The organism is Micromonospora sp. NPDC047467 (genome assembly GCF_040643095.1).
GTDB lineage: Bacteria > Actinomycetota > Actinomycetes > Mycobacteriales > Micromonosporaceae > Micromonospora.
Window position 1 is genome coordinate 48619 of sequence record NZ_JBEYTO010000004.1, and the last position, 24166, is coordinate 72784.

Annotated in this window: 26 protein-coding genes; 20 read left to right on the forward strand and 6 right to left on the reverse strand. The window is 71.3% G+C overall.

The features are described from left to right. The 6 genes from ABZ780_RS12735 (at nt 1) to ABZ780_RS12760 (ending at nt 5025) form a co-directional block, all read left to right on the forward strand. Nucleotides 1-285 carry a GlsB/YeaQ/YmgE family stress response membrane protein gene (locus ABZ780_RS12735; RefSeq protein ID WP_357012649.1) on the forward strand — a complete coding sequence of 95 codons (285 nt, stop codon included), beginning with the start codon at nt 1-3 and terminating at the stop codon, nt 283-285. Between the two features lie 434 nt (nt 286-719). After that, on the forward strand, nt 720-1004 hold the full coding sequence (locus ABZ780_RS12740; RefSeq protein WP_357485911.1) for a GlsB/YeaQ/YmgE family stress response membrane protein: 285 nt from the start codon (nt 720-722) through the stop codon (nt 1002-1004). 223 nt (nt 1005-1227) lie between these two features. Continuing rightward, nucleotides 1228-2514, forward strand: a complete 1287-nt coding sequence (locus ABZ780_RS12745) for a sugar ABC transporter substrate-binding protein (RefSeq protein WP_357485913.1) — start codon at nt 1228-1230, stop codon at nt 2512-2514. Then, on the forward strand, nt 2511-3494 hold the full coding sequence (locus tag ABZ780_RS12750) for a sugar ABC transporter permease (protein ID WP_357485915.1): 984 nt from the start codon (nt 2511-2513) through the stop codon (nt 3492-3494). The genes ABZ780_RS12745 and ABZ780_RS12750 overlap by 4 nt, the downstream gene beginning before the upstream one ends. Then, nucleotides 3494-4324, forward strand: a complete 831-nt coding sequence (locus tag ABZ780_RS12755; protein WP_357012654.1) for a carbohydrate ABC transporter permease — start codon at nt 3494-3496, stop codon at nt 4322-4324. Before ABZ780_RS12750 ends, ABZ780_RS12755 begins: the two co-directional genes overlap by 1 nt. Nucleotides 4325-4383: 59 nt before the next feature. Then, nucleotides 4384-5025, forward strand: coding sequence for an MOSC domain-containing protein (locus ABZ780_RS12760; RefSeq protein WP_357485917.1), 642 nt, complete (start codon nt 4384-4386; stop codon nt 5023-5025). 62 nt (nt 5026-5087) lie between these two features. Here the strand turns inward: ABZ780_RS12760 and ABZ780_RS12765 are convergent, their stop codons facing one another. Both ABZ780_RS12765 and ABZ780_RS12770 read right to left on the reverse strand, forming a co-directional pair. Beyond that, entirely contained in the window at nt 5088-5990 is a 903-nt protein-coding gene (locus ABZ780_RS12765; RefSeq protein WP_053656093.1) for a phytanoyl-CoA dioxygenase family protein, read from the reverse strand. Nucleotides 5991-6211: 221 nt separating this feature from the next. Beyond that, nucleotides 6212-7066, reverse strand: a complete 855-nt coding sequence (locus tag ABZ780_RS12770) for a hypothetical protein (RefSeq protein WP_357485918.1) — start codon at nt 7064-7066, stop codon at nt 6212-6214. 323 nt (nt 7067-7389) lie between these two features. On the opposite strand from ABZ780_RS12770, the gene ABZ780_RS12775 reads away from it, so the two are divergent. After that, nucleotides 7390-8130 carry an SDR family NAD(P)-dependent oxidoreductase gene (locus tag ABZ780_RS12775; protein WP_357485920.1) on the forward strand — a complete coding sequence of 247 codons (741 nt, stop codon included), beginning with the start codon at nt 7390-7392 and terminating at the stop codon, nt 8128-8130. A gap of 57 nt (nt 8131-8187) precedes the next feature. On the opposite strand, the gene ABZ780_RS12780 is transcribed toward ABZ780_RS12775, so the two are convergent. Then, nucleotides 8188-8988 (reverse strand): enoyl-CoA hydratase family protein, encoded by an 801-nt coding sequence (locus ABZ780_RS12780; protein WP_357012660.1) that lies wholly within the window; start codon nt 8986-8988, stop codon nt 8188-8190. Between the two features lie 19 nt (nt 8989-9007). Between ABZ780_RS12780 and hemW the strand changes: the two genes are divergently transcribed. Further along, nucleotides 9008-10231, forward strand: coding sequence for a radical SAM family heme chaperone HemW (gene hemW / locus ABZ780_RS12785; protein WP_357486390.1), 1224 nt, complete (start codon nt 9008-9010; stop codon nt 10229-10231). 60 nt (nt 10232-10291) lie between these two features. Here the strand turns inward: hemW and ABZ780_RS12790 are convergent, their stop codons facing one another. After that, nucleotides 10292-10945, reverse strand: coding sequence for a DUF4870 domain-containing protein (locus tag ABZ780_RS12790; protein ID WP_357012661.1), 654 nt, complete (start codon nt 10943-10945; stop codon nt 10292-10294). Between the two features lie 212 nt (nt 10946-11157). Here ABZ780_RS12790 and hrcA point away from each other — a divergent pair, with 212 nt between their 5' ends. From hrcA to ABZ780_RS12805, 3 genes are all read left to right on the forward strand, one after another. Continuing rightward, nucleotides 11158-12180 (forward strand): heat-inducible transcriptional repressor HrcA, encoded by a 1023-nt coding sequence (gene hrcA, locus ABZ780_RS12795; RefSeq protein WP_357012662.1) that lies wholly within the window; start codon nt 11158-11160, stop codon nt 12178-12180. A 73-nt stretch (nt 12181-12253) separates the two neighbouring features. Next, complete coding sequence (dnaJ, locus tag ABZ780_RS12800) at nt 12254-13399, forward strand: molecular chaperone DnaJ (RefSeq protein ID WP_357012720.1); 1146 nt, start codon at nt 12254-12256, stop codon at nt 13397-13399. A gap of 1 nt (nt 13400) precedes the next feature. Further along, the gene (locus tag ABZ780_RS12805) at nt 13401-14135 is read left to right on the forward strand and encodes a 16S rRNA (uracil(1498)-N(3))-methyltransferase (RefSeq protein WP_357485922.1); all 735 of its coding nucleotides are present in this window, start codon (nt 13401-13403) and stop codon (nt 14133-14135) included. A 14-nt stretch (nt 14136-14149) separates the two neighbouring features. On the opposite strand, the gene ABZ780_RS12810 is transcribed toward ABZ780_RS12805, so the two are convergent. Continuing rightward, entirely contained in the window at nt 14150-14911 is a 762-nt protein-coding gene (locus tag ABZ780_RS12810) for an SDR family oxidoreductase (protein WP_357485923.1), read from the reverse strand. A gap of 62 nt (nt 14912-14973) precedes the next feature. On the opposite strand from ABZ780_RS12810, the gene ABZ780_RS12815 reads away from it, so the two are divergent. The 8 genes from ABZ780_RS12815 (at nt 14974) to ABZ780_RS12850 (ending at nt 22403) form a co-directional block, all read left to right on the forward strand. Then, complete coding sequence (locus ABZ780_RS12815) at nt 14974-15333, forward strand: histidine triad nucleotide-binding protein (protein WP_357012665.1); 360 nt, start codon at nt 14974-14976, stop codon at nt 15331-15333. Continuing rightward, nucleotides 15330-16715 carry a serine hydrolase domain-containing protein gene (locus ABZ780_RS12820; protein WP_357485925.1) on the forward strand — a complete coding sequence of 462 codons (1386 nt, stop codon included), beginning with the start codon at nt 15330-15332 and terminating at the stop codon, nt 16713-16715. The genes ABZ780_RS12815 and ABZ780_RS12820 overlap by 4 nt, the downstream gene beginning before the upstream one ends. 132 nt (nt 16716-16847) lie before the next feature. Then, nucleotides 16848-17906 carry a PhoH family protein gene (locus ABZ780_RS12825; protein ID WP_357012669.1) on the forward strand — a complete coding sequence of 353 codons (1059 nt, stop codon included), beginning with the start codon at nt 16848-16850 and terminating at the stop codon, nt 17904-17906. A 15-nt stretch (nt 17907-17921) separates the two neighbouring features. Further along, nucleotides 17922-18395 carry an rRNA maturation RNase YbeY gene (gene ybeY / locus ABZ780_RS12830; protein ID WP_357012670.1) on the forward strand — a complete coding sequence of 158 codons (474 nt, stop codon included), beginning with the start codon at nt 17922-17924 and terminating at the stop codon, nt 18393-18395. Continuing rightward, a complete protein-coding gene (locus tag ABZ780_RS12835; RefSeq protein ID WP_357485927.1) occupies nt 18395-19789 on the forward strand; it encodes a hemolysin family protein in 1395 nt (464 codons plus the stop codon). Before ybeY ends, ABZ780_RS12835 begins: the two co-directional genes overlap by 1 nt. Continuing rightward, on the forward strand, nt 19782-20168 hold the full coding sequence (locus ABZ780_RS12840; protein ID WP_357485929.1) for a cytidine deaminase: 387 nt from the start codon (nt 19782-19784) through the stop codon (nt 20166-20168). Before ABZ780_RS12835 ends, ABZ780_RS12840 begins: the two co-directional genes overlap by 8 nt. Further along, nucleotides 20165-21070, forward strand: a complete 906-nt coding sequence (era, locus tag ABZ780_RS12845) for a GTPase Era (protein ID WP_357012673.1) — start codon at nt 20165-20167, stop codon at nt 21068-21070. The genes ABZ780_RS12840 and era overlap by 4 nt, the downstream gene beginning before the upstream one ends. A 184-nt stretch (nt 21071-21254) precedes the next feature. Continuing rightward, a complete protein-coding gene (locus ABZ780_RS12850) occupies nt 21255-22403 on the forward strand; it encodes an acyltransferase (RefSeq protein ID WP_357485931.1) in 1149 nt (382 codons plus the stop codon). Here the strand turns inward: ABZ780_RS12850 and ABZ780_RS12855 are convergent. Continuing rightward, nucleotides 22390-23196, reverse strand: a complete 807-nt coding sequence (locus tag ABZ780_RS12855) for a DUF4097 family beta strand repeat-containing protein (RefSeq protein ID WP_357485933.1) — start codon at nt 23194-23196, stop codon at nt 22390-22392. The genes ABZ780_RS12850 and ABZ780_RS12855 overlap by 14 nt on opposite strands. Before the next feature lie 102 nt (nt 23197-23298). Here ABZ780_RS12855 and recO point away from each other — a divergent pair, with 102 nt between their 5' ends. Next, a complete protein-coding gene (gene recO / locus ABZ780_RS12860) occupies nt 23299-24165 on the forward strand; it encodes a DNA repair protein RecO (protein ID WP_357012678.1) in 867 nt (288 codons plus the stop codon). Nucleotide 24166 lies beyond the last annotated feature (1 nt).

Consider the following 24166-nt stretch of genomic DNA (forward strand, 5'->3'; position numbering starts at 1 on the left):
GTGGAGCTCACCGTGTGGGGCATCATCACTGCCATCGTTATTGGTCTCATCGTCGGCGCGCTGGGCCGCCTGGTCGTTCCGGGCCGGCAGAACATGCCGATCTGGCTGCACCTACTGATCGGTGTCGGCGCGGCCCTGTTGGGCACGGTGCTGGCGCGGGCGGTCGGCATCGCGACCGAGACCGCCGGTGTGGACTGGGGCGAGTTGCTGGTGCAGGTCGTCGTTGCGGCCATCGCGGTCGCGCTGGTGGCCGGCGTGGGTGGCCGTCGCCGCGTGACCCGGTAACACCAGCACCACCCGCACCACCGCAACCTTCGATGGGCGCCCGACCGACAGGTCGGGCGCCCATCGGCGTTCGTCGTCCTGGGTGAAGTCGCCGCACACCGTCGCGGTGCGGCCTCGCCAGACGACCGGGTGGACCTGATCGACTCCATGTCGGCGACGTGGCGGTGTCCCGCAGTGGTGATACCCCGATGTCGGCGACATGGCGTCGATCATCAGCCGGGCGGCCCGGCGTGACCCGCACTCGCGCGGTCTTCCTAAGGGCGCCGACCCCGATCGACCTCGGGCCGGGTCGGCGTAATCGCGCCCCCTTGTATGCCTGATCGTGATCGTCTGGGGCACCGAGTCGGTTTGGATTTTCGGGCGGTCGGGCATTTAGCGGTCACGACAGGAAGCACACGCACTGTGTGTCAGACGTTCTTAGAAGGAGGGCGACCGTGGAGCTCACCGTGTGGGGCATCATCACCGCCATCGTCGTTGGTCTCATCGTCGGCGCGCTGGGCCGCCTGGTCGTTCCGGGCCGGCAGAACATGCCGATCTGGCTGCACCTGCTGATCGGTGTCGGCGCGGCCCTGTTGGGCACGGTGCTGGCGCGGGCGGTCGGCATCGCGACCGAGACCGCCGGTGTGGACTGGGGCGAGCTGCTGGTGCAGGTCGTCGTTGCGGCCATCGCGGTCGCGCTGGTGGCCGGCGTGGGTCGCCGCCGCAGCGTCACCCGGTAACAACCTGGCATCACCCGCACCTCGAACGAACGCCCGGCCGATGGTCGGGCGTTCTTTCGTGGTGGAGTGCCCGACTTCGACCCGATGCCACAAACCCTCGTGTCGATGCCCTTGCGGTACCGTCGCCACGCTTCGGGCGGTCCGACCACTGTCGTAAAGGATTTCTTCGTACTAAGGTGCGGCGCAGAAGGTTAGTTCCAGGCGGCGCGAGGGGAGAAGTGGCGTGAACAGGTGGAAGCGGCTGGCCCCGGTCACCGCCGTGGTGGCCTCGGCCGCGATGGTGCTGACCGGCTGCGGAGGCTCCGGCGAGGATGCGGCAGACGACAGCAAACTCACCGTATGGATGATGGGCGAGGGCGGCGACGCGCAGAACGCCTTCCTCGACTCGGTCGAGACGGAGTTCCGGCAGAAGCACCCCGACACCGACGTGGTGGTGCAGTACATCCCCTGGCTAGAGGCGCCCAAGAAGTTCCAGGCCGCGCTCGCCGGCGGTGAGGGACCGGACATCACCGAGCTGGGCAACACCGAGACCCAGGGCTGGGCTGCCCAGGAGGCGCTCGCCGACGTGAGTGGCCGGATGGGCGGCTGGGCCGACGGCAAGGACCTGCTGCCCGACCTGGTGCGCAACGCGCAGCTCGACGGCAAGCAGTACGGCGTGCCGTGGTACGCCGGCGTTCGGGCGATCTACTACCGCACCGACTGGTTCGCCGAGGCGGGCGTCCAGCCGCCGAAGACCTGGGACGACCTGGTCACCGTGGCCAAGGCCGTGCAGGCGAAGAAGAAGGGCACCTACGGCATCGCCCTTCCCGGCAACTCCGAGCTGCCCTTCTACTCGTTCCTCTGGGGTGCCGGCGGCGAGATCGCCAGCAACCAGGGCGGCGCCTGGAAGTCCGGCTACACCACCCCCGAGGCGCAGCGGGCGGTCAAGTTCTGGACCGACCTGGTGACCGTGCACAAGGTGGCCCCGCCGGCCGCGGCCGGCTGGAACGAGATCGACGCGCGCACCCAGTTCGCCACCGGCAAGGCCGCGATGGCCTTCGCCGGCAGCTGGCAGCAGGCCGCCATCAAGAAGGACAACCCCGACATCGAGAAGGTCTGGGGTACGTTCCCGATTCCCGGCCCGGACGGCAAGGCGGCTCCCGCCTTCGCCGGTGGCTCGGACGTGGCGATCTGGAAGGACAGCGAGCGCCAGGACCTGGCCTGGGACTACCTGACCGTGCTGCTGAACAAGAAGAACGCGCAGAGCTTCGCGAGCAGCCTCGGCTTCTTCCCGGTCTACCAGGACCTGGTCGCCGGTGACACGTACGCCAACGACAAGGTGATGGCCGCGTTCGCCACCACCATGCAGAACACCAAGCTCACGCCGCTCACCCCGAAGTGGGTGGAGGTCAGCCGCACCAAGACGGTGACCCAGGCGATGAACAGCTCGGTCATGAAGGGTCAGAAGACGGTCGAGAAGGCTACCGCCGACGCGGCCACTGAGATGGAAAGCATCCTCAACAGCAAGTGAGCGTACAGACAAAAAACCCGGAGACGGCCGCCGCGCGGGAGACCCCCGCGCGGCGGCGTCGCCGGGTGGACCGCCTGCCCTACCTGCTGCTCCTGCCCGCCCTGGTGATCATCGGGGTGTTGCTGCTCTGGCCGCTCGGCCAGGTGGTGACGATGTCGTTCTACCGGCTCAACAGCGTGCGGCAACTACGCGGCGACCGGGAGTGGCCGTGGGTGGGCCTCGGCAACTACATCGAGATCCTCACCGATCCGTTCTTCCTGACGGTGCTGCGCAACACCGTCCTGTTCGCGGCGGCCAACGTGTTTCTCACGATGGTCCTCGGCACCCTGGTCGGGCTGCTGCTCAACCGGCTCGGCCGCAAGATGGCCACGTTCGTGGCCAGTTGCGTGATGCTCGCCTGGGCCACCCCGGCGCTGACCGGCACGATCGTCTGGAAGTGGATCTTCGACGACACGAGCGGCCTGGTCACCTGGCTGTTCAACGCGCTACCGGACGGCCTCTCCAACGGGCTGTTCGGCCGCAGCGACTGGACCGGCTACGGCTGGTTCAACTCGCCGCTGCTGTTCTTCGCCATCCTCACCCTGGTGGTGGTCTGGCACTCGTTCCCGTTCATCGCGGTGAGCGTGCTCGCCGGCCTCAAGAGCGTGCCGAGTGAGCTGCACGAGGCGGCCCGGGTCGACGGGGCCAGCCCGTGGCGGGTCTTCTGGAAGATCACGTTCCCGCTGCTGCGCCCGGTCTTCGGGATCCTGATCGTGCTCTCCACCATCTGGGACTTCAAGGTCTTCACCCAGCAGTTCGTGTTGGCCGGCGGCACCCAGGACCGGCCGACGTTCATGCTCTCCATCTACTCGTACGCCGAAGCGTTCTCGCCGCCGCCGAAGTACGGCCTCGGCGCGGCCATCGCGGTGATCCTCACGCTGATCCTGCTCGTGGTCACCGGCTTCTACGTACGGATGGTGCTCAGGCAGGAGGACGAGTAGTGAAGAAGGTCGCCCTCAACGGCGCCGGGCTGCTTGTCGCGCTCTTCGCGGCCTTCCCGGTCTACTGGATGATCTCCACCTCGTTGAAGCCGAGCAGCGAGATCTTCTCGTCCACGCCGCAGCCGGTGCCGGCCCACCCGACGCTGGCGCACTACCGGGAGATCCTGACCGGCAACCTCATCCCCGGCGTGAGCTTCCTCGACTTCTTCCTCAACAGCGCGCTGGTCGCGGTCGCGACGGTGGTGCTCAGCGGCCTGGTCGCCCTGCTCGCCGCGACGGCGGTGGCCCGCTTCCGTTTCAAGCTGCGGACCAGCTTCCTGATCATGCTGCTGGTGGTGCAGATGATCCCGCTGGAGGCGCTGGTCATCCCGCTGTTCCTGATGATCCAGCGCCTCGGGCTCTACAACACGCTGCCCAGCCTGATCCTCACGTACCTGGGCTTCTCGCTGCCGTTCGCGGTCTGGATGCTGCGCGGCTTCGTCGCGGCGGTGCCCAAGGAGTTGGAGGAGGCCGCGGCCATCGACGGCGCGAGCCGCGCCCAGATCTTCCGCAAGGTGCTCTTCCCGCTGGTCGCGCCCGGCCTGGTCGCCACCAGCATCTTCTCGTTCATCACCGCCTGGAACGAGCTGATCTTCGCGTTGACGTTCATCAACGACCAGAGCCGCTACACCCTGCCGGTGGCGATGACGTTCTTCTTCGGCCGGGACGACACCAACTGGGGGCCGGTCATGGCCGCCTCCACCCTGTTCACCCTGCCGGTCATCATCTTCTTCCTGCTGGTGCAGCGCCGGATGGTCTCCGGCCTGGTGGCCGGCGCCGTCAAGGGCTGACAGCCGGCGAAAGGATCTTGACGGCACCGCGACCCGCCGGCCCGGCTAGGCTGACCGCCATGACGGGCAGGGTGGCAGCGGTGAACCTCGGCATCGTGACCGAGGCGAAGTGGGCCGGCGACGCGAGCGGTCGCAGCGGCATCGACAAGCGCCCGGTCGACGGGCCGGTGCTGCTGCGCGTCGACGGAGTCGTCGGCGACTTCATCGGCGAGCGAGCCCACCACGGCGGCGAGGACCAGGCGGTCTACGCCTACGCGGAGGAGGACGCCGCCTGGTGGGCGGCCGAGTTGGGGCGCGACATCCGGCCCGGCGGCTTCGGCGAGAACCTCACCACCTACGCGGTCGACCTGACCGGCGCGGTGATCGGTGAGCAGTGGCAGATCGGGTCGGCCCTGCTCCAGGTGACCAAGCCGCGTACGCCGTGCACCACCTTCGCCGGCTTCTGGGGCGTACCGGATCTGATCAAGCGGTTCACCGTCCGGGCGCTGCCCGGCGCCTACCTGCGGGTGCTCCGCGAGGGGGAGGTGGGTCCGGGCGACCCGATCGAGGTGGTGGACCGGCCCGCGCACGGGGTGACCATCGGCGAGGTGTTCCGGGCCACCAGCCTGGAGCCGGAGCTGCTGCCCCGCCTGCTCGACGCGGACGACCTGCCGGAGTCGATCCGGGAGAAGGCCCGCCGTCGCCTCGCCAGCCGCGCCTGACCGACGGTGGACGCGCGAGAGCCCCGGACATCTCCAGATGCCCGGGGCTCTCGGCTAACGGCTCAGCGGAGCCAGGGGACGCTGCGGTCCAGCAGACCGCGCTCCTTGAGCTCCTTGCGCAGCGGGATCTCGTCGTCGACGTACCCGTCCCAGTTGATGCCCCAGTAGTTGGCGGTGTGGGTGCCCTCACCGATCAGCTGGCGCTGCACGGGGGTGCGGTTCTGGTACCACTCGCCGTTCACGTCGGGGTGCAGCTCGTCCAGCGGGCGGATCCACCGGTAGGTGTAGCCGACGAAGAGCATCTTGCGGGTGATGGTCGACAGGTTCGTCGACCGGGAGTGCCACTGCCGGCGGTCGAAGATGAAGGCGTCGCCCGGGTTGGCGGTGATTTCCACCGTGCCCTCCGGGTCCGGGTTGTGCACGCTGAGGTCCTTGGGCCGGTCCAGCGAGTTCCACAGGTGGCTGCCCGGGATGACCTTGGTGGCGCCGCGGCCGGTCTCGGAGAGGTCGGAGAGCACGTACGCGACCTTGAGCGAGAACATCGGCCGAGGCAGGTTCGGGTCCATCGTCTCCGGGTCGGAGTTCTGGCGGTACCCGTCCTGGTGCCAACCCCAGTACGGCTTCTCCGGCTCGGCGGCCGGCGGAGTGACGTCCAGGTGGTTGTGGTGGGTGTAGATGTTCCAGCCGGCCAGCCCCCACATGTACGGGAAGGCGATCGGGTGGGTGAGCAGCTCACCGAAGAGTTCGTCGCGCTCCAGGAAGCCCAGCAGGTGCAGCGTGCCGTCCTTCTTGGTGGTGCCCTTGGCCTGCTCCTCCGCGTAGACGCGGTCGACCGCCGCCTCCAGCGCCGCCCGGTGGTCCTCCGTCAGGACGTTGCGGAGCAGGAGGAAGCCCTGCTCGTGGAACTCCTTGCGGTCAGTGTCGCTGATCGGTTCGTAGCCGGTCCGGTCGCCGTAATCGAACACCGCGTCGTACCCCTCCCCATGAGGTGAATATGTTTCTGGCACAGGCCGCCGATCGTAACGCGATGGCCCAGGCATCGGGGTGAGTGCGTCGCGCGAATGGGATTCGGCGGGACACCATGCAGCGGGAGGGCTGCGAAGAGTGAGTTTTCCGTGATCAATAAGGGTGTTCGTGGATCAATGTCCGATTGTGCGGTGACTGCCGGTTAAGAGATCCGGATCGGTCAGCCCTCGTTGAACACCTCGGCCACCACCTGGCCCGAGGAGTTCTGCTCGCCGGCCACCCGACCCCAGGTGCCGTTGCGGGCGGTCCACTCCCGGTCGCCGAAACGGACCCGCTTCACACCGTGGTCCTGGGCGTGCGAGACCAGCCAGTGCGCGTACCGCCAGCCGTCGCGCTGGTCGCCCGGAGTCACCGCCAGCCCGGTCGGGTCGGTCGGGTCGGTCCCCTTCAACCCCCAGTCCAGCACCAGGTTGCGGGTCAGCTGCGTGGCCGCCGCCGCGCCGTACATCACCGGGGTGCGCCCCACCGTGCACGCCACCGCGCCGGTGACGTCGCCGAGCAGGGCCCGGCTGAGGACCTCGGACTCGTCGGCCCACTTCTGGTACGCCTCGGGGAACGCCGAGCGCTGTACCCGCTGGGCGGCGTCGGTGACCCGCATCTTCTCCCAGCCGCGCACCTTCTTCAGTGCCGCGTAGAAACGGTTCGCCGCGTACCGCTGGTCCCGGATCTGCGCGGGGGTGCCCCAGCCCTGACTCGGGCGCTGCTGGAACAGGCCCACCGAGTCGCGGTCACCGTCGGCGAGGTTGCGCAGCCCCGACTCCTGGTACGCGGTGGCCAGCGCGACCACCACGGCCCGCTCGGGCATCCCACGCTGGGCGCCGATCGCCGCGATCGTCGCCGCGTTGGCCATCTGGTCGGCGTCCAGCACGACCCGGCCGTCGGCCTGGACCGTGCACGTCCGGCCCATCAGCGGCAGCCGCAGTCGATCCCCGGCCTGCCGGACGACGAGCCAGATCGCGATCACGGCGACGAGGATGAGAACCACTCCACCCGCCACGGCTGCCCGAGTTCGCACTCACACCCCCAGATCGACAGTCCGCCAAGCGTACGTCCCCGCCCGCACTCTCCGGACCGCCCGAGCGGTTCCGGGTCGACTCGGCCGGTTCCGACCCGGTTCGGGGTCGGCTCCGCCGCCGTGTACCGGTTGGCGACGTTCCCGCTCCGGTGGCGATCTCACCTGCCTGTCGCCCTGTCGTGCGCGTCACCCGCCCACGACGACGGGAAGCGATTGACCAGGCAAGGACTTGAGGGGTGCTGACATGTCAACCGACTGAACCTCGCACCGGGGTGCAGGTCATGAGCAAGGAGAATCCGATGGGAACTCTGAACGGCAAGGTCGTGCTCGTCACCGGCACCGGCGGCGGCCTGGGGCGCGTCGCGGCACTGACCTTCGCTCGCGAAGGCGCGAAGGTCGTCGGGGCCGACATCCAGGTCGACGGCAACAACGAGACGGTCGAACTCGTCCGGCGGGCCGGCGGTGCGATGACAGGCATCGCGCCGATCGATCTCACCGATCCGGAACAGGTGCGCAGGCTCGTCGAGGACGCGGCCGCAGCCTATGGCGGCCTCGATGTGGTCTACAACAACGCGGCGGCGCTCCGCTTCGGCCCGATGCCCGACTTCTCCGTCGAGGACTGGCGGTACACCATCACCGGAGAACTCGACATTCCGTACTTCGTGTCGAAGTTCGCCTGGCCGCACCTGGTCCGGCGCGGCGGTGGCGTCATCATCAACGCCGCCTCCATGGCCGGAATGATCGGTGGTCACGTCCCCCCGATGGTCGGTCACACCGCGGCGAACGCCGGCATCATCGGCATGACCCGACAGCTCGCGCTCGAAGGCGCGCCGCACGGGATTCGCGCGGTCGCGGTCAGCCCCGGGCCCATTCTCACCCCGGCCAGCGAACGCGACCTCGGCGACAACCAGGCCGCCCGGGACGCGATCACCAGCAAGACGCTCCTCAAGCGCTTCGCCCGACCCGAGGAGGTAGCCGAGCTGGTGGTCTTCCTCGCCTCTGACCGGGCGTCGTACATCACCGGCGCGAACTACCCGGTCGACGGCGGCGCGACCGCCTGGTGACCGGACCGAGAGCCGGGGCGTCGCCGAGCGGAGGCGGCGTCCCGGCGGCCCTCGGTCCTACCCGGCGTGATCCGCGTCAGCACCGGGCACCCAGGCGGCGTCCCGCTTCTCCCGGAACGCCATGATCCCCTCGCGCCCCTCGTCGGAGAGGAAGTAGCCGGTCGACAGCGCCGACAGCCGGGCCAGGTCCTCGCGCAGCTCGGCGGTGCCCGGCCGGCGCAGCAACTCCTTCGCGCCGGCCAACGCTGCCGGCGCGCCGCGTACCAACGAGTCGCAGTACCGGGCCACCGTCGCGTCCAACTCGTCGGCCGGCACGGCGGCGGTGACCAGGCCGATCTCGGCGGCCCGCCGGCCGTCGAAGGTGTCCCCGGTCAGGTACAGCTCGGCGGCGGCACGCGGGTGCAGTCGGGGCAGCACGGTCGCCGAGATCACCGCCGGGATCACGCCGATCCGCACCTCGGTGAACGCGAACGTGGCCTGCTCGGCGCAGACCGCCAGGTCGGCGGCCGCGATCAGGCCCAGCCCACCGGCCCGCGCCGGCCCGGCGACGCGGGCCAGCACCGGCTTCGGGCACTCCCAGAGCGCCGTCAGCACGTCACCCAGCATCGCGGCCGGAACCGTCCCGCTGGCGTACGCCATGGCGGTCTCCTTCAGATCCGCACCGGAGCAGAAGACCGGGCCGGTGTGGTCGAGCACGATCACCCGGACCGCGTCGTCGGCGACCGCCTCGGCCAGCCCGGCCAGCAGCTGGGTCATCAGGGCGGTGGAGAGCGCGTTGCGGTTGTGCGGGCTGTCCAGGGTGAGGGTGGTCACCCCACGGGCCGTGGCGACCCGCACGAGGACGTCGGGAGAGGTCATGCCGGGCACACTAGTGGCCATGCCCGGCGTCCTTCCAGATGGTGAAACCGTTCCCGTCGACGGTTCGCTGCCCACCGCCGCCACCGGAACGGTCGGTCAGCGCGGCTTCGGCGTGTACGTGCACGTGCCGTTCTGCGCCAGCCGCTGTGGCTACTGCGACTTCAACACGTACACGGCCGCCGAGTTGGGCGGCGGCGCCAGCCGCGAGGGGTACGCCGACACGGTGCTCGCCGAGCTGGCGCTCGCTGCCCGGGTGCTCGGTGACAGCCCGCCGCCCCGGGTCGACACGGTCTTCGTCGGCGGCGGCACGCCCACCCTGCTCCCCGCCGACGACCTGGCCCGCATCCTGGACGGCATCGACCGCACCTGGGGGCTGGCCGCCGACGCGGAGGTGACCACCGAGGCCAACCCGGAGTCGGTCACCCCGGAATCGTTGAAGCTGCTGCGCTCGGCCGGCTACACCCGGATCTCGCTGGGCATGCAGTCCGCCTCCCCGGGTGTGCTGGCGATCCTCGACCGCAAACACAGCGCCGGTCGGGCCACCGCCGCCGCCCTGGAGGCGCGCGACGCCGGCTTCGAGCACGTCAACCTGGACCTGATCTACGGCACGCCGGGGGAGCGGGCCGAGGACTTCGCCGCCTCGCTGGAGCAGGTGGTCGCCGCCGGGGTGGACCACGTCAGCGCGTACGCCCTGATCGTGGAGGACGGCACCCGACTGGCCGCCCGGATGCGGCGCGGCGAGTTGGCGTACCCCAGTGACGACGTCGCCGCGGACCGCTACCTGGCCGCGGAGGCCGCCCTCGACGCGGCCGGCCTGTCCTGGTACGAGGTCTCCAACTGGGCTCGCACCGACGACGCCCGGTGCCGGCACAACCTGCTGTACTGGACCGGCGCGGACTGGTGGGGGCTCGGCCCGGGGGCGCACAGCCACGTCGGCGGGGTGCGCTGGTGGAACGTCAAGCACCCCACGACGTACGCCCAGCGGCTCGCCGCCGGCGCGTCACCCGGCCTGGCCCGTGAGGTGCTCACCGCCGACGAGGCGCACATGGAGGACGTGATGCTGCGGCTGCGGCTCGCCAGCGGCCTGCCGCTGGCGGTGCTCGACGCCGTCGGCCGGGCCGGCGCCGAGCGGGCGCTGGCCGAGGGCCTGCTGGCCGCGGAGGACTACGCGGCTGGCCGGGCGGTGCTCACCCTGCGCGGCCGACTGCTCGCCGACGCCGTGGTCCGCGACCTGCTGCCCTGAGCCGGCGCTCCCCGGCCGACGGCAGTGCGCCGGGCCGGCCGGGGTAGCGGCCGACCCGGTTCACTTGATGAAGTTGGCCGACATCGGGTAGCGGTAGGGGCTGCCCTCGTTCGCCTTCATGCCGGCGATGATCCCGAACAGGATCTGGATCACCACGACCGCGATGCTGGGCAGGAAGAGCAGGCACCAGCTCACGAAGAGCAACACGAACGCGATGATCGACCAGAGGATCTGGAAGTTCAACGCGGCCAGGGCGTGCGCCCGCACGGTCGGCGACTGGTTACCGCGGACCAGGAAGGCGATGAGCGGGGCGACGAAGCCCAGCGGGCCGAAGCTGATCAGCGCGCCAGCGGCACCGCCGAAGTGCGCGACCAGCGCCCAGGTCTTGTCCTCGTTGTTGGCGTAGCCGCCGCCCGGGCCGCCGTAGCCGCCGCCGGTCGGATAGCCGCCAGTGGGACCACCCGGCGGGTAGCCACCGGGCGGGGGATAACCACCCGCTGGAGGGTAGCCACCGGGCGGAGGGTAGCCACCTGACGGCGGTTGGTCACCAGTGGGCGGCGGATAGCCACCGGCTGGGGGATAGCCGCCCGAGCCGGGTGCCCCGGACAGTGGTGCGGTGGGCGGCTCGGGCGAGTAGGGCGTGCCCGGGGAGGTCGGCTCCGGCGGGTAGCCGCCAGGATCTCCCGCACCGGGTGGGCGAGGTGGTTCAGTCATGCTGCCACGGTAGGGGTGGGTGGCAACGCCGCACCAGAGCGACACCGCCGAGCCCGCCCGGCTGAACGGGCAGCAGGAACGAACAGCGCAGCACTTGATCATCGCGTCGGTGGGCGTGCCGACGTAGACTGGCACTCGTTACAGTCGAGTGCCAGGACGGTCCGCCGGCCCCTGTCGGGCCGGCGGCCGACGTGCGACAGGAGGTGCGGAGGATGGGTCTCGACGACCGAAAGCTCGCCGTGCTCCGCGCCATCGTCGAGGACTACGTCTCCACGCAGGAGCCGGTCGGCAGCAAGGCGCTGGTCGAGCGTCACCAGCTCGGGGTCTCCCCGGCCACGGTCCGCAACGACATGGCCGTGCTGGAGGAGGAGGGCTACATCCGGCAGCCGCACACCAGTGCCGGTCGGGTGCCCACCGACCGTGGCTACCGGCTCTTCGTCGACCGGCTGTCCCGCGTCAAGCCGCTCAGCCCGGCCGAGCGCCGGGCCATCGAACGCTTCCTGGTCGGCGCGGTCGACCTGGACGACGTGGTGCACCGCACAGTCCGGTTGCTCGCCCAGTTGACCCGCCAGGTCGCCGTCGTGCAGTACCCGAGCCTGGCCCGCTCCTCGGTGCGGCACCTGGAGCTGGTGCCGATCTCCACCACCCGGCTGATGCTCGTCATGATCGCCGACACCGGTCGCGTCGAGCAGCGGCTGGTCGAGCTGCCCGGGCCGGTTTCCGCCGACGACGTCACCGACGTGCGTCGGCTGGTAAACGAAAAGCTCGCCGGCGCGCGGCTGTCCGATACGCCGCCGCTGGTGCAGGCGCTGGTCGAGGAGGCGCCGGCCGGGCTGCGTCCGATGATGACGACCCTCGCCACCGTGCTGCTGGAAACGCTCGTCGAGCGGCACGAGGAACGCATCGCGCTGGCCGGCACCGCCAACCTCACCCGGGGCGGCCTGCTGGACTTCCAGGGCTCCCTGCGACCGATCCTCGAAGCCCTGGAGGAGGAGGTCGTGCTGCTCAAGCTCATCGGCGAGACCGAGCCGAGCGCGACCCGGGTGCTGATCGGCGACGAGAACGAGTTCGACAACCTCCGCGCCGCCTCCGTGGTCAGCACCGGGTACGGCCCGGGCAGCACCATCGTCGGCGGCCTCGGGGTGCTGGGGCCGACCCGGATGGACTACCCCGGCAACATCGCCACGGTGCGCGCCGTGGCACGCTACGTGGGCGAGTTGCTGGCCCAGAACTGATTGGTCAGGGCCGACGGCCGGCTGCGGCCGCCGGTCGGCGCAACGCGAGACGAACATGAGGACACGGAACGCAGTGGCCAGGGACTACTACGGCATTCTCGGTGTCAGCCGGGAAGCCTCCGATGACGAGATCAAGCGCGCCTACCGCAAGTTGGCGCGCCAGTTCCACCCGGACGTCAATCCGGACCCGGAGGCTCAGGAGAAGTTCAAGGACATCAACGCCGCGTACGAGGTCCTCTCGGACGACCGCAAGCGGCAGATCGTCGACCTGGGCGGCGACCCGCTCGCCCCGGGCGGCGGTGGCGCCGGCGGCCCGGGTGGCCCGGGTGGAGCCGGCCCATTCGTCGGTTTCCAGGACATCATGGACGCGTTCTTCGGCGGCGCGGCGGGCGGCGCCCGTGGCCCCCGTCCGCGGACCCGTCCGGGCGCCGACGCGATCCTGCGGCTCGAACTGGACCTGCACGAGACGGCGTTCGGCGTCGAGGCCCCGATCACCGTCGACACGGCGGTGCTCTGCACCACCTGCTCGGGCGCAGGCACGGCGGCCGGCACCCACCTGGCCACCTGCGAGGCGTGCGCCGGTCGGGGCGAGGTGCAGTCGGTGCAGCGCACCTTCCTCGGCCAGGTGGTCTCCGCCCGGCCGTGCACGGTCTGCCAGGGCTACGGCACCACCATCCCGCACCCCTGCCCCACCTGCGCCGGTGACGGCCGGGTGCGTACCCGACGCTCGCTGACCGTCAAGATCCCGGCCGGCGTCGAGGACGGCATGCGGATCCGGCTGGCCCAGCAGGGCGAGGTCGGCCCGGGTGGCGGCACCGCCGGTGACCTCTACGTCGAGATCCACGAGCGGCCGCACGACGTCTACTCGCGCAAGGGTGACGACCTGCACTGCCGGGTCACCGTGCCGATGACCGCCGCCGCGCTGGGCACCCGGCTCACCATCAAGACGCTGGACAGCGAGGAGACCGTCGACGTCAAGGCCGGCACCCAACCGGCCAGCACGCTGCGGCTGCGCGCCCGGGGTGTGCCGCACCTGCGTGGCACCGGCCGGGGCGACCTCTACGTGCACCTCGACGTCCGGACGCCGACCAAGCTCGACCCGGACCAGGAGCGCATGCTGCGCGACTTCGCCAAGACCCGGGGCGAGGAGGTCGCCGAGCTGAGCAAGCAGGGCGGCTTCTTCTCCCGGATGCGCGACGCGTTCAACGGGCACGCCTGAGGTGTCCGCGCCGCTGTTCCTGGTCGAGGCGCTGCCCACCGGCGACGCGCTGACCCTGGACGGCCCGGAGGGGCACCACGCCGCCACCGTGCAGCGGCTGCGGGTCGGCGAGGAGTTGCTGCTCGCCGACGGCCGGGGCGGCACGGCCGCCGCGGTGGTCACCGCCGTCGGCCGGGGCAACCTGGAACTCACCATCACCTCCCGGGGGTACGCGGACGCGCCCGTACCCCGGCTGGTGACCGTCCAGGGCATCGCCAAGGGCGACCGGGGTGAGCTGGCCGTGCAGGCGATGACCGAGGTCGGGGTGGACGAGATCGTGCCCTGGGCGGCGTCCCGTTCGGTGACCCAGTGGCGCGGCGACCGGGGCGTACGCGCCCGGGAGAAGTGGGTGGCCACCGCGCGGGAGGCGGCCAAACAGGCGCGCCGGCCCTGGCTGCCGGTCGTGGCCGGGGCACCGGACGAGTCCACCGCGACGGTGGCCCGCCGGATCGCCGGCGCCGCCGCCGGGTTCGTGCTGCACGAGGAGGCCGACGAGCGGCTGACCACCGCCGACCTGCCGACCGCCGGTGAGATCGTCCTGGTGGTCGGCCCGGAGGGTGGCATCGATTCGGCCGAGCTGACCGCCTTCCGGACGGCCGGCGGTCGCCCGGTGCGGCTCGGAGCGGAGGTGCTGCGCACCTCCACGGCCGGCGTGGCCGCGCTCAGCGTGCTCGCCACCCGCCTCGGCCGCTGGTAGCCGTACGTGCGTGGTCAGCTGCGCAGGTAGGACGCGCCGTTCAGGTCGAGGATGGTGCCGGAGGCCCACTCCGCGTCCGGCGACGCCAGCCAGTGCACGGCTGCGGCGATCTCCTCCGGCCGGGCCACCCGGTCGAACGGGCTCTGCGCCCGGATCGCCGCGCCCTGCTCACCGCGGAGGTGCTCGGTGGTCATGTCGGTCGCCACGAAGCCGGGCGCGACGGTGGCGACCGCGATCCCGTACGGCGCGAGCGCCACGGCGAGGGACTGGCCCAACGCGTTCAGCCCCGCCTTGCTGGCGCCGTACGCCGGCTGGTCCGGCTCGCCCCGGAACGCGCCCCGCGACGAGACGTTGACGATGCGGCCACCGCCGTCGCGCATGTGCTGGGCGGCACACCAGGTGACGTTGCCGGCGCCGGTCAGGTTGGTCTCCAGCACCTGCCGCCAGCGCCGCTGCCACTGCTCGTAGGAGGTGCCGAAGACCGGGTGCGGGTCGTCCCGGTCGCCGTACATCCCGGCGTTGTTGACCAGGACGTCCAGCCCGCCGAGCAGTTCGGCGGCCCGGTCGACCATGGCCCGGACCGCGTCCGGGTCGGTGAGGTCGGCGCGGACCACCACGTGCCCCGTACCCGGCAGTCGCGCGCGCAGCTCCTCGGCCGCGTCGGCGGAGTCGCGGTGGTGGATCGCCACGCGGTCACCGCCGGCCGCGAACGCCATCGCCACCGCCGCGCCGATGCCACGCGAGGAACCGGTCACCAGTACGGCCCGAGCAGTCATGGCGGCCATCCTGCCCCAGGAGCCGCGCGTGCCCCGAAGGGCCCCTTCCTTACACTGCCCGGATGGGATCCGACTGCCTGTTCTGCCGCATCGTCGCCGGGGAGATCCCGGCCACCGTGGTCCGGGAGACCGCCACGACGCTCGCCTTCCGCGACATCGACCCGAAGGCGCCGGTGCACGTTCTGGTCATTCCGAAGGAGCACTACGCCGACGTCGCCACCCTCGCCGAAGGTGACCCCGGGCTCGCCGGTGAGGTGCTGGCCACGGCCGCCGCGGTGGCCGAGGACGAGGGCCTGCTCGGTGACGGTTTCCGGCTGATGTTCAACACCGGGGCGTACGGCGGGCAGGAGGTGTTCCACGTGCACGCGCACCTGTTCGGTGGCACGCCGCTCGGCCCGATGCTCGCCCGGGACCTGGCGTGACGGCCGGCCCCGACGTGCACGACCGGTTGGGCCGGCTGGTCCAGCGGGTGCAGGCCGACGCCCGGGTGCCGGCGCTGTCGGCCGCGCTGCACCGGGCCGACCGGCCGCTGTGGACCTGCACCGTCGGCGACACAGGCACCGACCGCGCGCTGGGGCCGCGCACCCAGTTCCGGATCGGCTCGGTCACCAAGACGTTCACGGCGGCCCTCACCCTCCAGTGCCGCGACGACGGGCTGCTGGACCTGGACGATCCGGTGGGCCGGCACCTGGACCTGCCAGCGCACGGTGAGCTGACCGTACGACGGCTGCTGTCGCACACCGGCGGCCTGCAACGTGAGCCGTTCGGCGACGTCTGGGACACCCTGGCCGCGCCCGACGCCGAACGGTTGGTGGCCGAGCTGGACCGGGCCGAGCGGGTGCTGCCCGCAGGCCGCCGGTTCCACTACTCCAACCTCGGTGTGGCCGTGCTCGGCCTGCTGGTCGCCCGGCTGCGCGGCGGCACCTGGGCGGAGGTGCTCGCCGAGCGGGTGTTGACGCCGCTCGGGCTGACCGACACCACCGTGACCCCCGAGCCGACGGCGGCGACCGGGTTCCTGGTCGACGCGTACTCCGACGAGGCCCACCCCGAGCCACCGACCGACTTCGGCGCGGTCGGTCCGGCCGCCCAGCTCTGGAGCACCGCCACCGACATGGCCCGCTGGGCGGCGTTCCTCGCCGATCCGGCGGCGCTCGACCCGTCCGGTGCGGTGCTCGCCCCCGGCACCCTGGACGAGATGCGCTGGCCCCTGACGACGACCGACGAGACGCTCTGGGGCGCCGGCTTCGGGCTCGGGCTGATCCTCGTCCCGCAGGGCGAGCGTGTGGTGCACGTGGGGCACGACGGGGCGATGCCCGGTTTCCTGGCAGCCGTGTACGGCCGTCGGGGCGGCGACGGCACGGCCGGCGCGATGGGCGCCGCGGTGCTCGGCTCCTCCGGGACGGCGGCGGAACTGCTCGACCTGCCGCACCGGCTGCTCGCCCAGGCGGTCGAGCACGACCCCGCCGACATCGAGCCGTGGCGGCCCGGCGCACCCCCTCCGGCGGCCCTGCGGGGTGTGCTCGGCCGCTGGTGGGGCGAGGGCTTCGAGTACGTCTTCTCCTGGCACGACGGCACGCTGCGGGCGCGCGGGGCCGGCGATCCGGCGGGGCGTCCACCAGCGGTCTTCGCCCCGTTGCCGGACCGGCCGGACGTGTTCCGTACCGTCTCCGGCCGGGAGTCGGGCGAGCTGTTGAGGCTGACCCGGGACGACGCCGGAGCGGTGGTCCGGATGCACTGGGCGACCTACCGGTTCACCCGCCACCAGGAGACCTTCGACCGGTACGACTTCCGGGCCGGGAGTTGATCGCGGCCAGCGGAAATGGGCGCGATGCGTCCCGCGTTGAACGGATACGATGGCTGCAACGTCCGCACGCCGTGCCAGCAGGGCCGGCGCCCGAGATCGAGAGCAGGTGCGCAGGGCCCTTCGGCCCAACTTATGACCGGCACCCCACCTCCCGGCACTCCCCGGGTGCAGACCAGGATCACCGTGCCCGACCCCAAGATCATGGTCAATCTGCTCGGCGCGGGCGACGAGATCCTGCGCCTCGTCGAGCGCTCGGTCACCAGTGACGTGCACGTGCGGGGCAACGAGATCACCATCACCGGCGCCCCCGCCGACAACGCCCTCGCCGAGCGGGTCTTCAGTGAGCTGCTCGAACTCATCGAGAAAGGCGAGACCCTGACCACTGACGCCGTCCGGCGTACCGTCGGCATGCTCGAGCAGGGCAGCGCCGAGCGGCCCGCCGAGGTCCTGACCCTCGACATCCTCTCCCGTCGCGGCCGCACCATCCGCCCCAAGACGCTCGGGCAGAAGCGGTACGTCGACGCGATCGACTCGCACACCATCGTCTTCGGCATCGGCCCGGCCGGCACCGGCAAGACCTACCTGGCGATGGCGAAGGCCGTCCAGGCGTTGCAGGCCAAGCAGGTCAACCGGATCATCCTGACCCGGCCGGCGGTCGAGGCGGGCGAGCGGCTGGGCTTCCTGCCCGGCACGCTCAACGAGAAGATCGACCCGTACCTGCGCCCGCTGTACGACGCGCTGCACGACATGCTCGACCCCGAGTCGATCCCGAAGCTGATGGCCGCGGGCACGATCGAGGTCGCACCCCTGGCGTACATGCGGGGCAGAACGCTTAATGACGCGTTCATCATCCTGGACGAGGCGCAGAACACGACGCCCGAGCAGATGAAGATGTTTCTCACCCGGCTCGGCTTCAACTCCAAGATCGTCGTGACCGGTGACATCACCCAGGTGGACCTTCCCGGCGGGACGAGCAGCGGCCTGCGGGTGGTTCGGGAGATCCTGGAGAACGTCGAGGACGTGCACTTCTCCCAGTTGTCCAGCTCCGACGTGGTCCGCCACCGACTGGTTGGGGAGATCGTCGACGCGTACGCCCGCTGGGATGCCGAGCGGGAAACCCAGCAGGCGCAGGGCGTCCATGCCGTGCCCGGGCGACCCGCCCAGGGCGGCCGGGCCGGCCGCCGCCGCTAAAGCAGAGGAAAGCAGTTGTCCATCGAGATCGCCAACGAGTCCGGTGTCGAGGTTGACACCGACGCCGTGCTCGCTGTCGCCCGGCACGCCCTCGACGAGATGGGGGTCAACCCCCTCGCCGAGTTGTCCGTGCTGCTGGTCGACATCGACTACATGACCGAGCTGAACCACCGCTGGATGGGTGGCGACGGCCCGACCGACGTGCTCGCCTTCCCGATGGACGAGGGAAGCGTCGACCACGGCCCGGGCGAGACCGCCCCCGCCGGCGGTGAGCCGGCCCTGCTCGGTGACATCGTGCTCTGCCCCGAGGTCGCGGCCAAGCAGGCGGCGACCGCCGGGCACGCCCCGGCCGACGAGCTGCACCTGCTCACCGTGCACGGGGTGCTGCACCTGCTCGGCTACGACCACGCCGAGCCGGAGGAGGAGCGGGAGATGTTCGCGCTCCAGGCCCGCCTGCTGGCGAGCTGGCGGTCGACCCGCACCCAGTGATGTCCACTCCATTGCTTGCGGTCGGCCCCGCCGGCCTTCCCGACCTGCAACTGATCTTCTTCGCGGCCGGCCTGGTGGTGTTGGCCGGTCTGATCGCGATGACCGAGGCGGCGCTCGCCGCGGTCTCCCCGGCCCGGGCCGCCGAGTTGGCCCGGGACGGCGTACGCGGTGCCCGCACCCTCCAGGTCGTGGCCGGCGACGTCGTCCGGCACCTCAACCTGCTGCTACTGCTGCGGCTCCTCGCCGAGCTGACCGCCACCACGCTGGTGGCGCTGGTCGCGGTGGACAGCTTCGGCGCCGGTTGGCGTGCCGCGCTGGTCACCGCCGGCGCGATGGCCGTGGTGAGCTTCGTGGTGGTCGGTGTCGCCCCGCGCACCATCGGCCGGCAGCACGCGTACGCCGTGGGGCGGGCGGTGGCGCCGCTGGTCCGCTGGCTGGGCCGTGCGCTCAACCCACTCGCGTCGCTGCTCATCCTGATCGGCAACGCGGTCACCCCGGGGCGCGGTTTCCCCGAGGGGCCGTTCGCCAGTCAGGTGGAGCTGCGTGAGCTGGTCGACCTGGCCGAGCAGCGCGGCGTCGTAGAGCACGGCGAACGCCAGATGATCCACTCGGTCTTCGCGCTCGGCGACACCATCGCCCGTGAGGTGATGGTGCCGCGTACCGAGATGGTGTGGATCGAGGAGGGCAAGACGCTCGCGCAGGCGCTGGCGCTCTTCCTGCGTTCCGGGTTCTCCCGCATTCCGGTGATCGGCGAGAGCGTCGACGACGTGCTGGGTGTGCTCTACCTCAAGGATCTGATCCGCCGGTCCCGGGGCGGCGACCCGGATGCCGAGCAGTTGCCGGTGGCCGAGTTGATGCGCCCGGCCACCTTCGTGCCGGAGTCCAAGCCGGTCGACGACCTGCTGTCGGAGATGCAGGCGGCCCGCAGCCACCTGGTCATCGTGGTCGACGAGTACGGCGGCACCGGCGGCCTGGTCACCATCGAGGACATCCTGGAGGAGATCGTCGGCGAGATCACCGACGAGTACGATGTCGAACGCCCGCCGGTCGAACGCCTCGGGGACTCCTCGGTGCGGGTCACCGCACGCCTGCCGGTGGAGAACCTTGGCGAGATGTTCGACACCGATCTGCCCACCGACGAGGTGGAGACGGTCGGTGGTCTGCTCGCCCAGTCGCTTGGGCGGGTGCCGATCCCCGGGGCGCAGGCCGAGGTGGCCGGCCTCCGGCTGGTCGCCGAGGGCACCACCGGCCGGCGCAACCGGATCGACACCGTCCTGGTCAGCAGGTTGGAGCCGGGCGGCGAGCAGGACACCTCGGGGCGCGGCGAGCAGGCCGGTCCCGGGGACGACCCGGACCATTATCGAGACGAGGAGAGGCAACCCGCCGATGCCTGACACACCCGCCGCGCCCCCCGCCCGGCCCACCCCCACCGCGCCGGCACCGCTGAGTGCCGAGGACGGCAAGCTCGTCGTCCTGGCCCGGGGAGCCCGCGGACGGGTCGGCGCCGTGGAGGGCGCCGCGGTCCGGGACTCCGACGGCCGGACGTACGCGGCGGCCAGCATCGCGTTGCCCTCACTGACGCTCACCGCCCTGCAGTTGGCGGTGGCCTCGGCCGTGGCGGCCGGGGCGAGCCGGCTGGAGGCGGCGGTCGTGGTGACCGAGGCGTCGACGCTGGACGGCGCCGGGCATGCCGCCGTCCGTGACCTCACCGCGGACGCGCCGATCCACGTGGCCGCGCCGGACGGCACCGTTCTGGGCACGGTGACCGAGTGAGCCCCGTGCGGGATCCGGAGCCGCGCCCGTACCGGGCGGGTTTCGGTTGTTTCGTGGGCCGGCCCAACGCGGGCAAGTCCACGCTGACCAACGCCATCGTCGGCACCAAGATCGCGATCACCTCGAACAAGCCGCAGACCACCCGCCACGTCATCCGGGCGGTGCTGCACCGGCCGGAGTCGCAGTTGGTCCTGGTCGACACGCCGGGCCTGCACCGCCCGCGCACGCTGCTCGGTGAGCGCCTCAACGACCTGGTCCGGTCCACCTGGACGGAGGTCGACGTGATCGGTCTCTGCATCCCGGCCGACGAGCCGGTGGGTCGCGGTGACCGGTTCATCAGCGGTGAGCTGGCGGAGTTGAAGGCGACCGTGCTGGCCGTGGTCACCAAGACCGACCTGGTGGACAAGCGCCGGCTGGCGGAGCAGTTGCTCGCGGTCAGCGAGATGGGGGAGTTCGCCGAGATCGTGCCGGTGAGCGCCGTCTCCGGGCACCAGGTGGACACGCTGGTCGACGTGATGACGAAATATCTGCCGCCGTCGCCGCAGCTCTATCCCGACGACATGCTGACCGACGACCCGGAGCAGGTGCTGGTCGCGGAGCTGATCCGGGAGGCCGCCCTGGAGGGGGTCCGTGACGAGTTGCCGCACTCGATCGCCGTGGTGGTGGAGGAGATGATCCCCGAGGGTCAGCTCACGAAGATCTACGCCGACCTGTACGTGGAACGACCCAGCCAGAAGGCGATCGTGCTCGGTCACAAGGCGAGCCGGCTCAAGGAGGTCGGCACCACCGCACGCCGGCAGATCGAGGAGCTGCTCGGCACCCGGGTCTATCTGGACCTGCACGTCCGGGTGGCGAAGGACTGGCAGCGCGACCCGAAGCAGTTGCGCAAGCTGGGGTTCTGACGCCGTTCCGCCGAGCCCGGCCGGGTCCGCCCAATCCGGTCGGTGGGTGCGCTGTCGGACAAAGTCGTTTTCGGTCGGGCGTATGGGATGATTCACGTTTAGCCGGGGTCGGTACCGTTTAGCGGCGACACCGCGAAGGGTAGGGGAGTACCACCCCCCGCGTCCCCGACCCAGATGCAGGCTGATGCGCAACAGGTATCTCGATCTGCTCCGTTTCCTGGCCATCGTCCGAGTAGTCGTTTACCACGTCACCGGGTGGGCGACTCTCACCCTCGTCTTCCCTGCCATGTCGGTGATGTTCGCGCTGGCCGGTTCGTTGATGGCCGCCTCGCTTACCCGCTCCGGCCCGGTGGCGGTCGGTCGCCGGCTGCGCCGGCTGCTGCCGTCGCTGTGGGTGCTGGCGGTGGTCTTCGTGCCGGCCATGCTGTTCACCGGGCTGTCGCTGTCACCTCGGGTGCTGCTGTGGCTGTTCCCGATCGCGGACCCGCCGGCCAACCACTGGGGTGCTCTCGCGCTGAGCGTCATCTGGTACCTGCGCGACTACCTGTGGTTCGTGCTCGCCTCGCCTGTCGCGTTCTGGCTGTTCCGCAAGGCTCCGCTGCCCACCCTGCTCGCCCCGTACCTGCTGCTGGTGGCGATCGAGGTGGGCATCTACCAGGCGCCCCCGGCGGTGCTGCGTGAGTTCGGGCTGTACTTCGGCGCGTGGCTGCTCGGCTTCGCCCACCACGCCGGGATGCTGCGACGGCTCGCCGGCCGGATCCTGTACCCGCTGGCGTCGGTCCTCGCGCTGGTCGGCGGGGCCTGGCTCCTCGCGCATCCCGGCCCCCGGGGGTACGACCTCAACGACAACCATCTCGGCAACGCCCTCTGGTCGGCGGCGTTCATCCTGATCGTGCTGGGTCGAGCGCCGGCCGGCATCGCCTGGCTGACGCGCAGCAGGCTGGCCGACCGGGCCGTGACGGTGGTCAACCGACGGGCGCTCACCATCTATCTCTGGCACATGCCATTCGTGGTGGCACTCACCCCGCTGGTCGATGTCGTCGGCTGGTCCCACCAGGACCCGTTGGGACTGGCCATCCGGGTGCTGCTGGTCTTCGGGCTGGTCGGGCTGGTCACCCTGGCCGTCGGCTGGGTCGAGGATGTCGCGGCCCGTCGCCGCCCGGAGCTGATCCCGTACGGCCCGCCGCGCCCGACCGATCCGCCGATCCGCTCCGGCGTCGACCCGTTGGGTCGGTCCGACGCCGAGTCGGCGGAACGGTCCGGCGAGGCCACGGGCGTACCGATGCAGCGGGTGCCCGGGGAGGCGGCCAGCGCCGAGATCAACGCTGGCTGATCGTGACGTTGCCGCTGCCGGCCGAACCGTCGAGCACCAGGGACGCGGTCGGGTCGTTGGCGACGCTGACCACCGCCTCCCCGGAGCCGGTGCTGGAGCGCACCCGGTAGCTGCCGGCCGGCACCAGCAGGGTGGCGTTTCCGCTGGAGGTGTGCACCCGGGCCGAGGCGGGCGTGTCCAGTTCGATGGTGACGTTGCCCGAGCCGGCCTCCGCGTCCGTCGCGCCGTTCACGCGGCGGGCGTTGACGTCGCCGGACCCCGCCCGCAGCCGTACCGCCGCGCTGGCCTCGTTCACCTCGATGTTGCCGGAACCGGTCTCCACGTCGATCGCCCCGGAGGCGTTGGCGATCCGCACGTCGCCCGAGCCCAGCCGCAGCTTCACCGCGCCGACCCGGCTCAGCTCGGCGTTGCCGGAGCCGCCCTCACCCTGCACGGTCACGCCCGGCGGAACGGTCACGTCGTAGGAGACGCTGCACCGGTTGCCGCAGTCGCTGTCGAGCACCAGTTCGCTGCCCTTGATCTCGTACCGTGTCTTGGGCTCGCCGCCCTGGTAACGCACCACCCGCTTGATCCGCACTTCGGTGTCCGGGCCGGTGCCCCGGACCACCACGTCGCCGGAGCCTCCCCGTACCTGGATGTTGGTGATCTTCACCGCCTCGGTGTTGTCGTAGTCGAGCCGGCGGAAGGCCAGGTTGTCACACGCGGAGAGCAGGATGAGGGTGGTGGCCAACCCCCACGCGACGGACAAGGTGGTCCGACGGCGAGGGGCGGCGGTGATCCGGTGCTGTGCCATGGTGAGCACGCTACGGCCGGCGGAGATCCGCGTGCATCAGGGAACTTCCGTGCGTCCACCCCGAAGCAACCCTGATTTCGCACCCCGAGGGAGAATGGCCCGATGGCCGGGTACCGCCGACAGCTCTACCGCGACGACGCGGTGGTGCTGCGTGTGCAGAAGCTCGGCGAGTCCGACCGGATCATCACTCTGCTCACCCGACGGCACGGCCGGCTGCGCGCGGTGGCCCGGGGAGTCCGGCGCACCACCAGCAAGTTCGGTGCCCGGCTGGAGCCGTTCGGTCACGTCGACCTGCAACTCGCCGGTGATCCCAAGGGCAACCACGGCAGCTCGCTGCACACCGTCAGCCAGGTCGAGGGCATCGAGCTGTACGGCAAGCGGTTCCTCGGGGACTATCCCCGCTACACGGCGGCCAGCGCGATCGCCGAGACCGCCGAGCGGCTGACGCCGGTCGAGCGGGAGCCGTCGCTGCGGCTGTTCCAGCTCACCGTGGGCGCGCTGAAGGCGCTGTCCCGGGGCGAGCACGCCACCACCCTCGTGCTCGACGCGTACCTCCTGCGCGGGATGGCCCTGGCGGGCTGGGCGCCGGCGCTGATCGCCTGCGCGGTCTGCGGCACACCCGGGCGGCACCGCGCGTTCTCCGTACCGGCCGGCGGCGCGGTCTGCCCGGACTGCCGGCCACCCGGCGCGGCCCACCCCGCGCCGGCCACCATCGACCTGATGTCCGCGTTGGCCACCGGTGACTGGGTGGTCGCCGACGCCACCGAGACCGGTGTACGCCGGGAGTGCAGCGGGCTGGTCGCGGCGCACCTGCAGTGGCACCTGGAACGCGCGCTACGCTCGCTGCCGCTGGTCGACCGGGGTCCCTCGGCGGCCGGCACGGCCTCGCCGCCGGATGGCACCGGGGCCGTGGTGCTCCGGCCACGTGGCGACGTCGAGGCCGGGGCGGACGGCGCGAGCAGGGAGTGAC

Coding starts and splice junctions, on each gene's coding strand:
- ABZ780_RS12760 (WP_357485917.1), top strand. CDS start 4,384: ATGACGGGCAGGGTGGCAGCGGTGAACCTCGGCATCGTGACCGAGGCG.
- ABZ780_RS12780 (WP_357012660.1), bottom strand. CDS start 8,988: ATGACCTCTCCCGACGTCCTCGTGCGGGTCGCCACGGCCCGTGGGGTG.
- hemW (WP_357486390.1), top strand. CDS start 9,008: ATGCCCGGCGTCCTTCCAGATGGTGAAACCGTTCCCGTCGACGGTTCG.
- ABZ780_RS12790 (WP_357012661.1), bottom strand. CDS start 10,945: ATGACTGAACCACCTCGCCCACCCGGTGCGGGAGATCCTGGCGGCTAC.
- hrcA (WP_357012662.1), top strand. CDS start 11,158: ATGGGTCTCGACGACCGAAAGCTCGCCGTGCTCCGCGCCATCGTCGAG.
- ABZ780_RS12810 (WP_357485923.1), bottom strand. CDS start 14,911: ATGACTGCTCGGGCCGTACTGGTGACCGGTTCCTCGCGTGGCATCGGC.
- ABZ780_RS12815 (WP_357012665.1), top strand. CDS start 14,974: ATGGGATCCGACTGCCTGTTCTGCCGCATCGTCGCCGGGGAGATCCCG.
- ABZ780_RS12825 (WP_357012669.1), top strand. CDS start 16,848: ATGACCGGCACCCCACCTCCCGGCACTCCCCGGGTGCAGACCAGGATC.
- ABZ780_RS12835 (WP_357485927.1), top strand. CDS start 18,395: ATGTCCACTCCATTGCTTGCGGTCGGCCCCGCCGGCCTTCCCGACCTG.
- ABZ780_RS12840 (WP_357485929.1), top strand. CDS start 19,782: ATGCCTGACACACCCGCCGCGCCCCCCGCCCGGCCCACCCCCACCGCG.
- ABZ780_RS12850 (WP_357485931.1), top strand. CDS start 21,255: ATGCGCAACAGGTATCTCGATCTGCTCCGTTTCCTGGCCATCGTCCGA.
- ABZ780_RS12855 (WP_357485933.1), bottom strand. CDS start 23,196: ATGGCACAGCACCGGATCACCGCCGCCCCTCGCCGTCGGACCACCTTG.
- recO (WP_357012678.1), top strand. CDS start 23,299: ATGGCCGGGTACCGCCGACAGCTCTACCGCGACGACGCGGTGGTGCTG.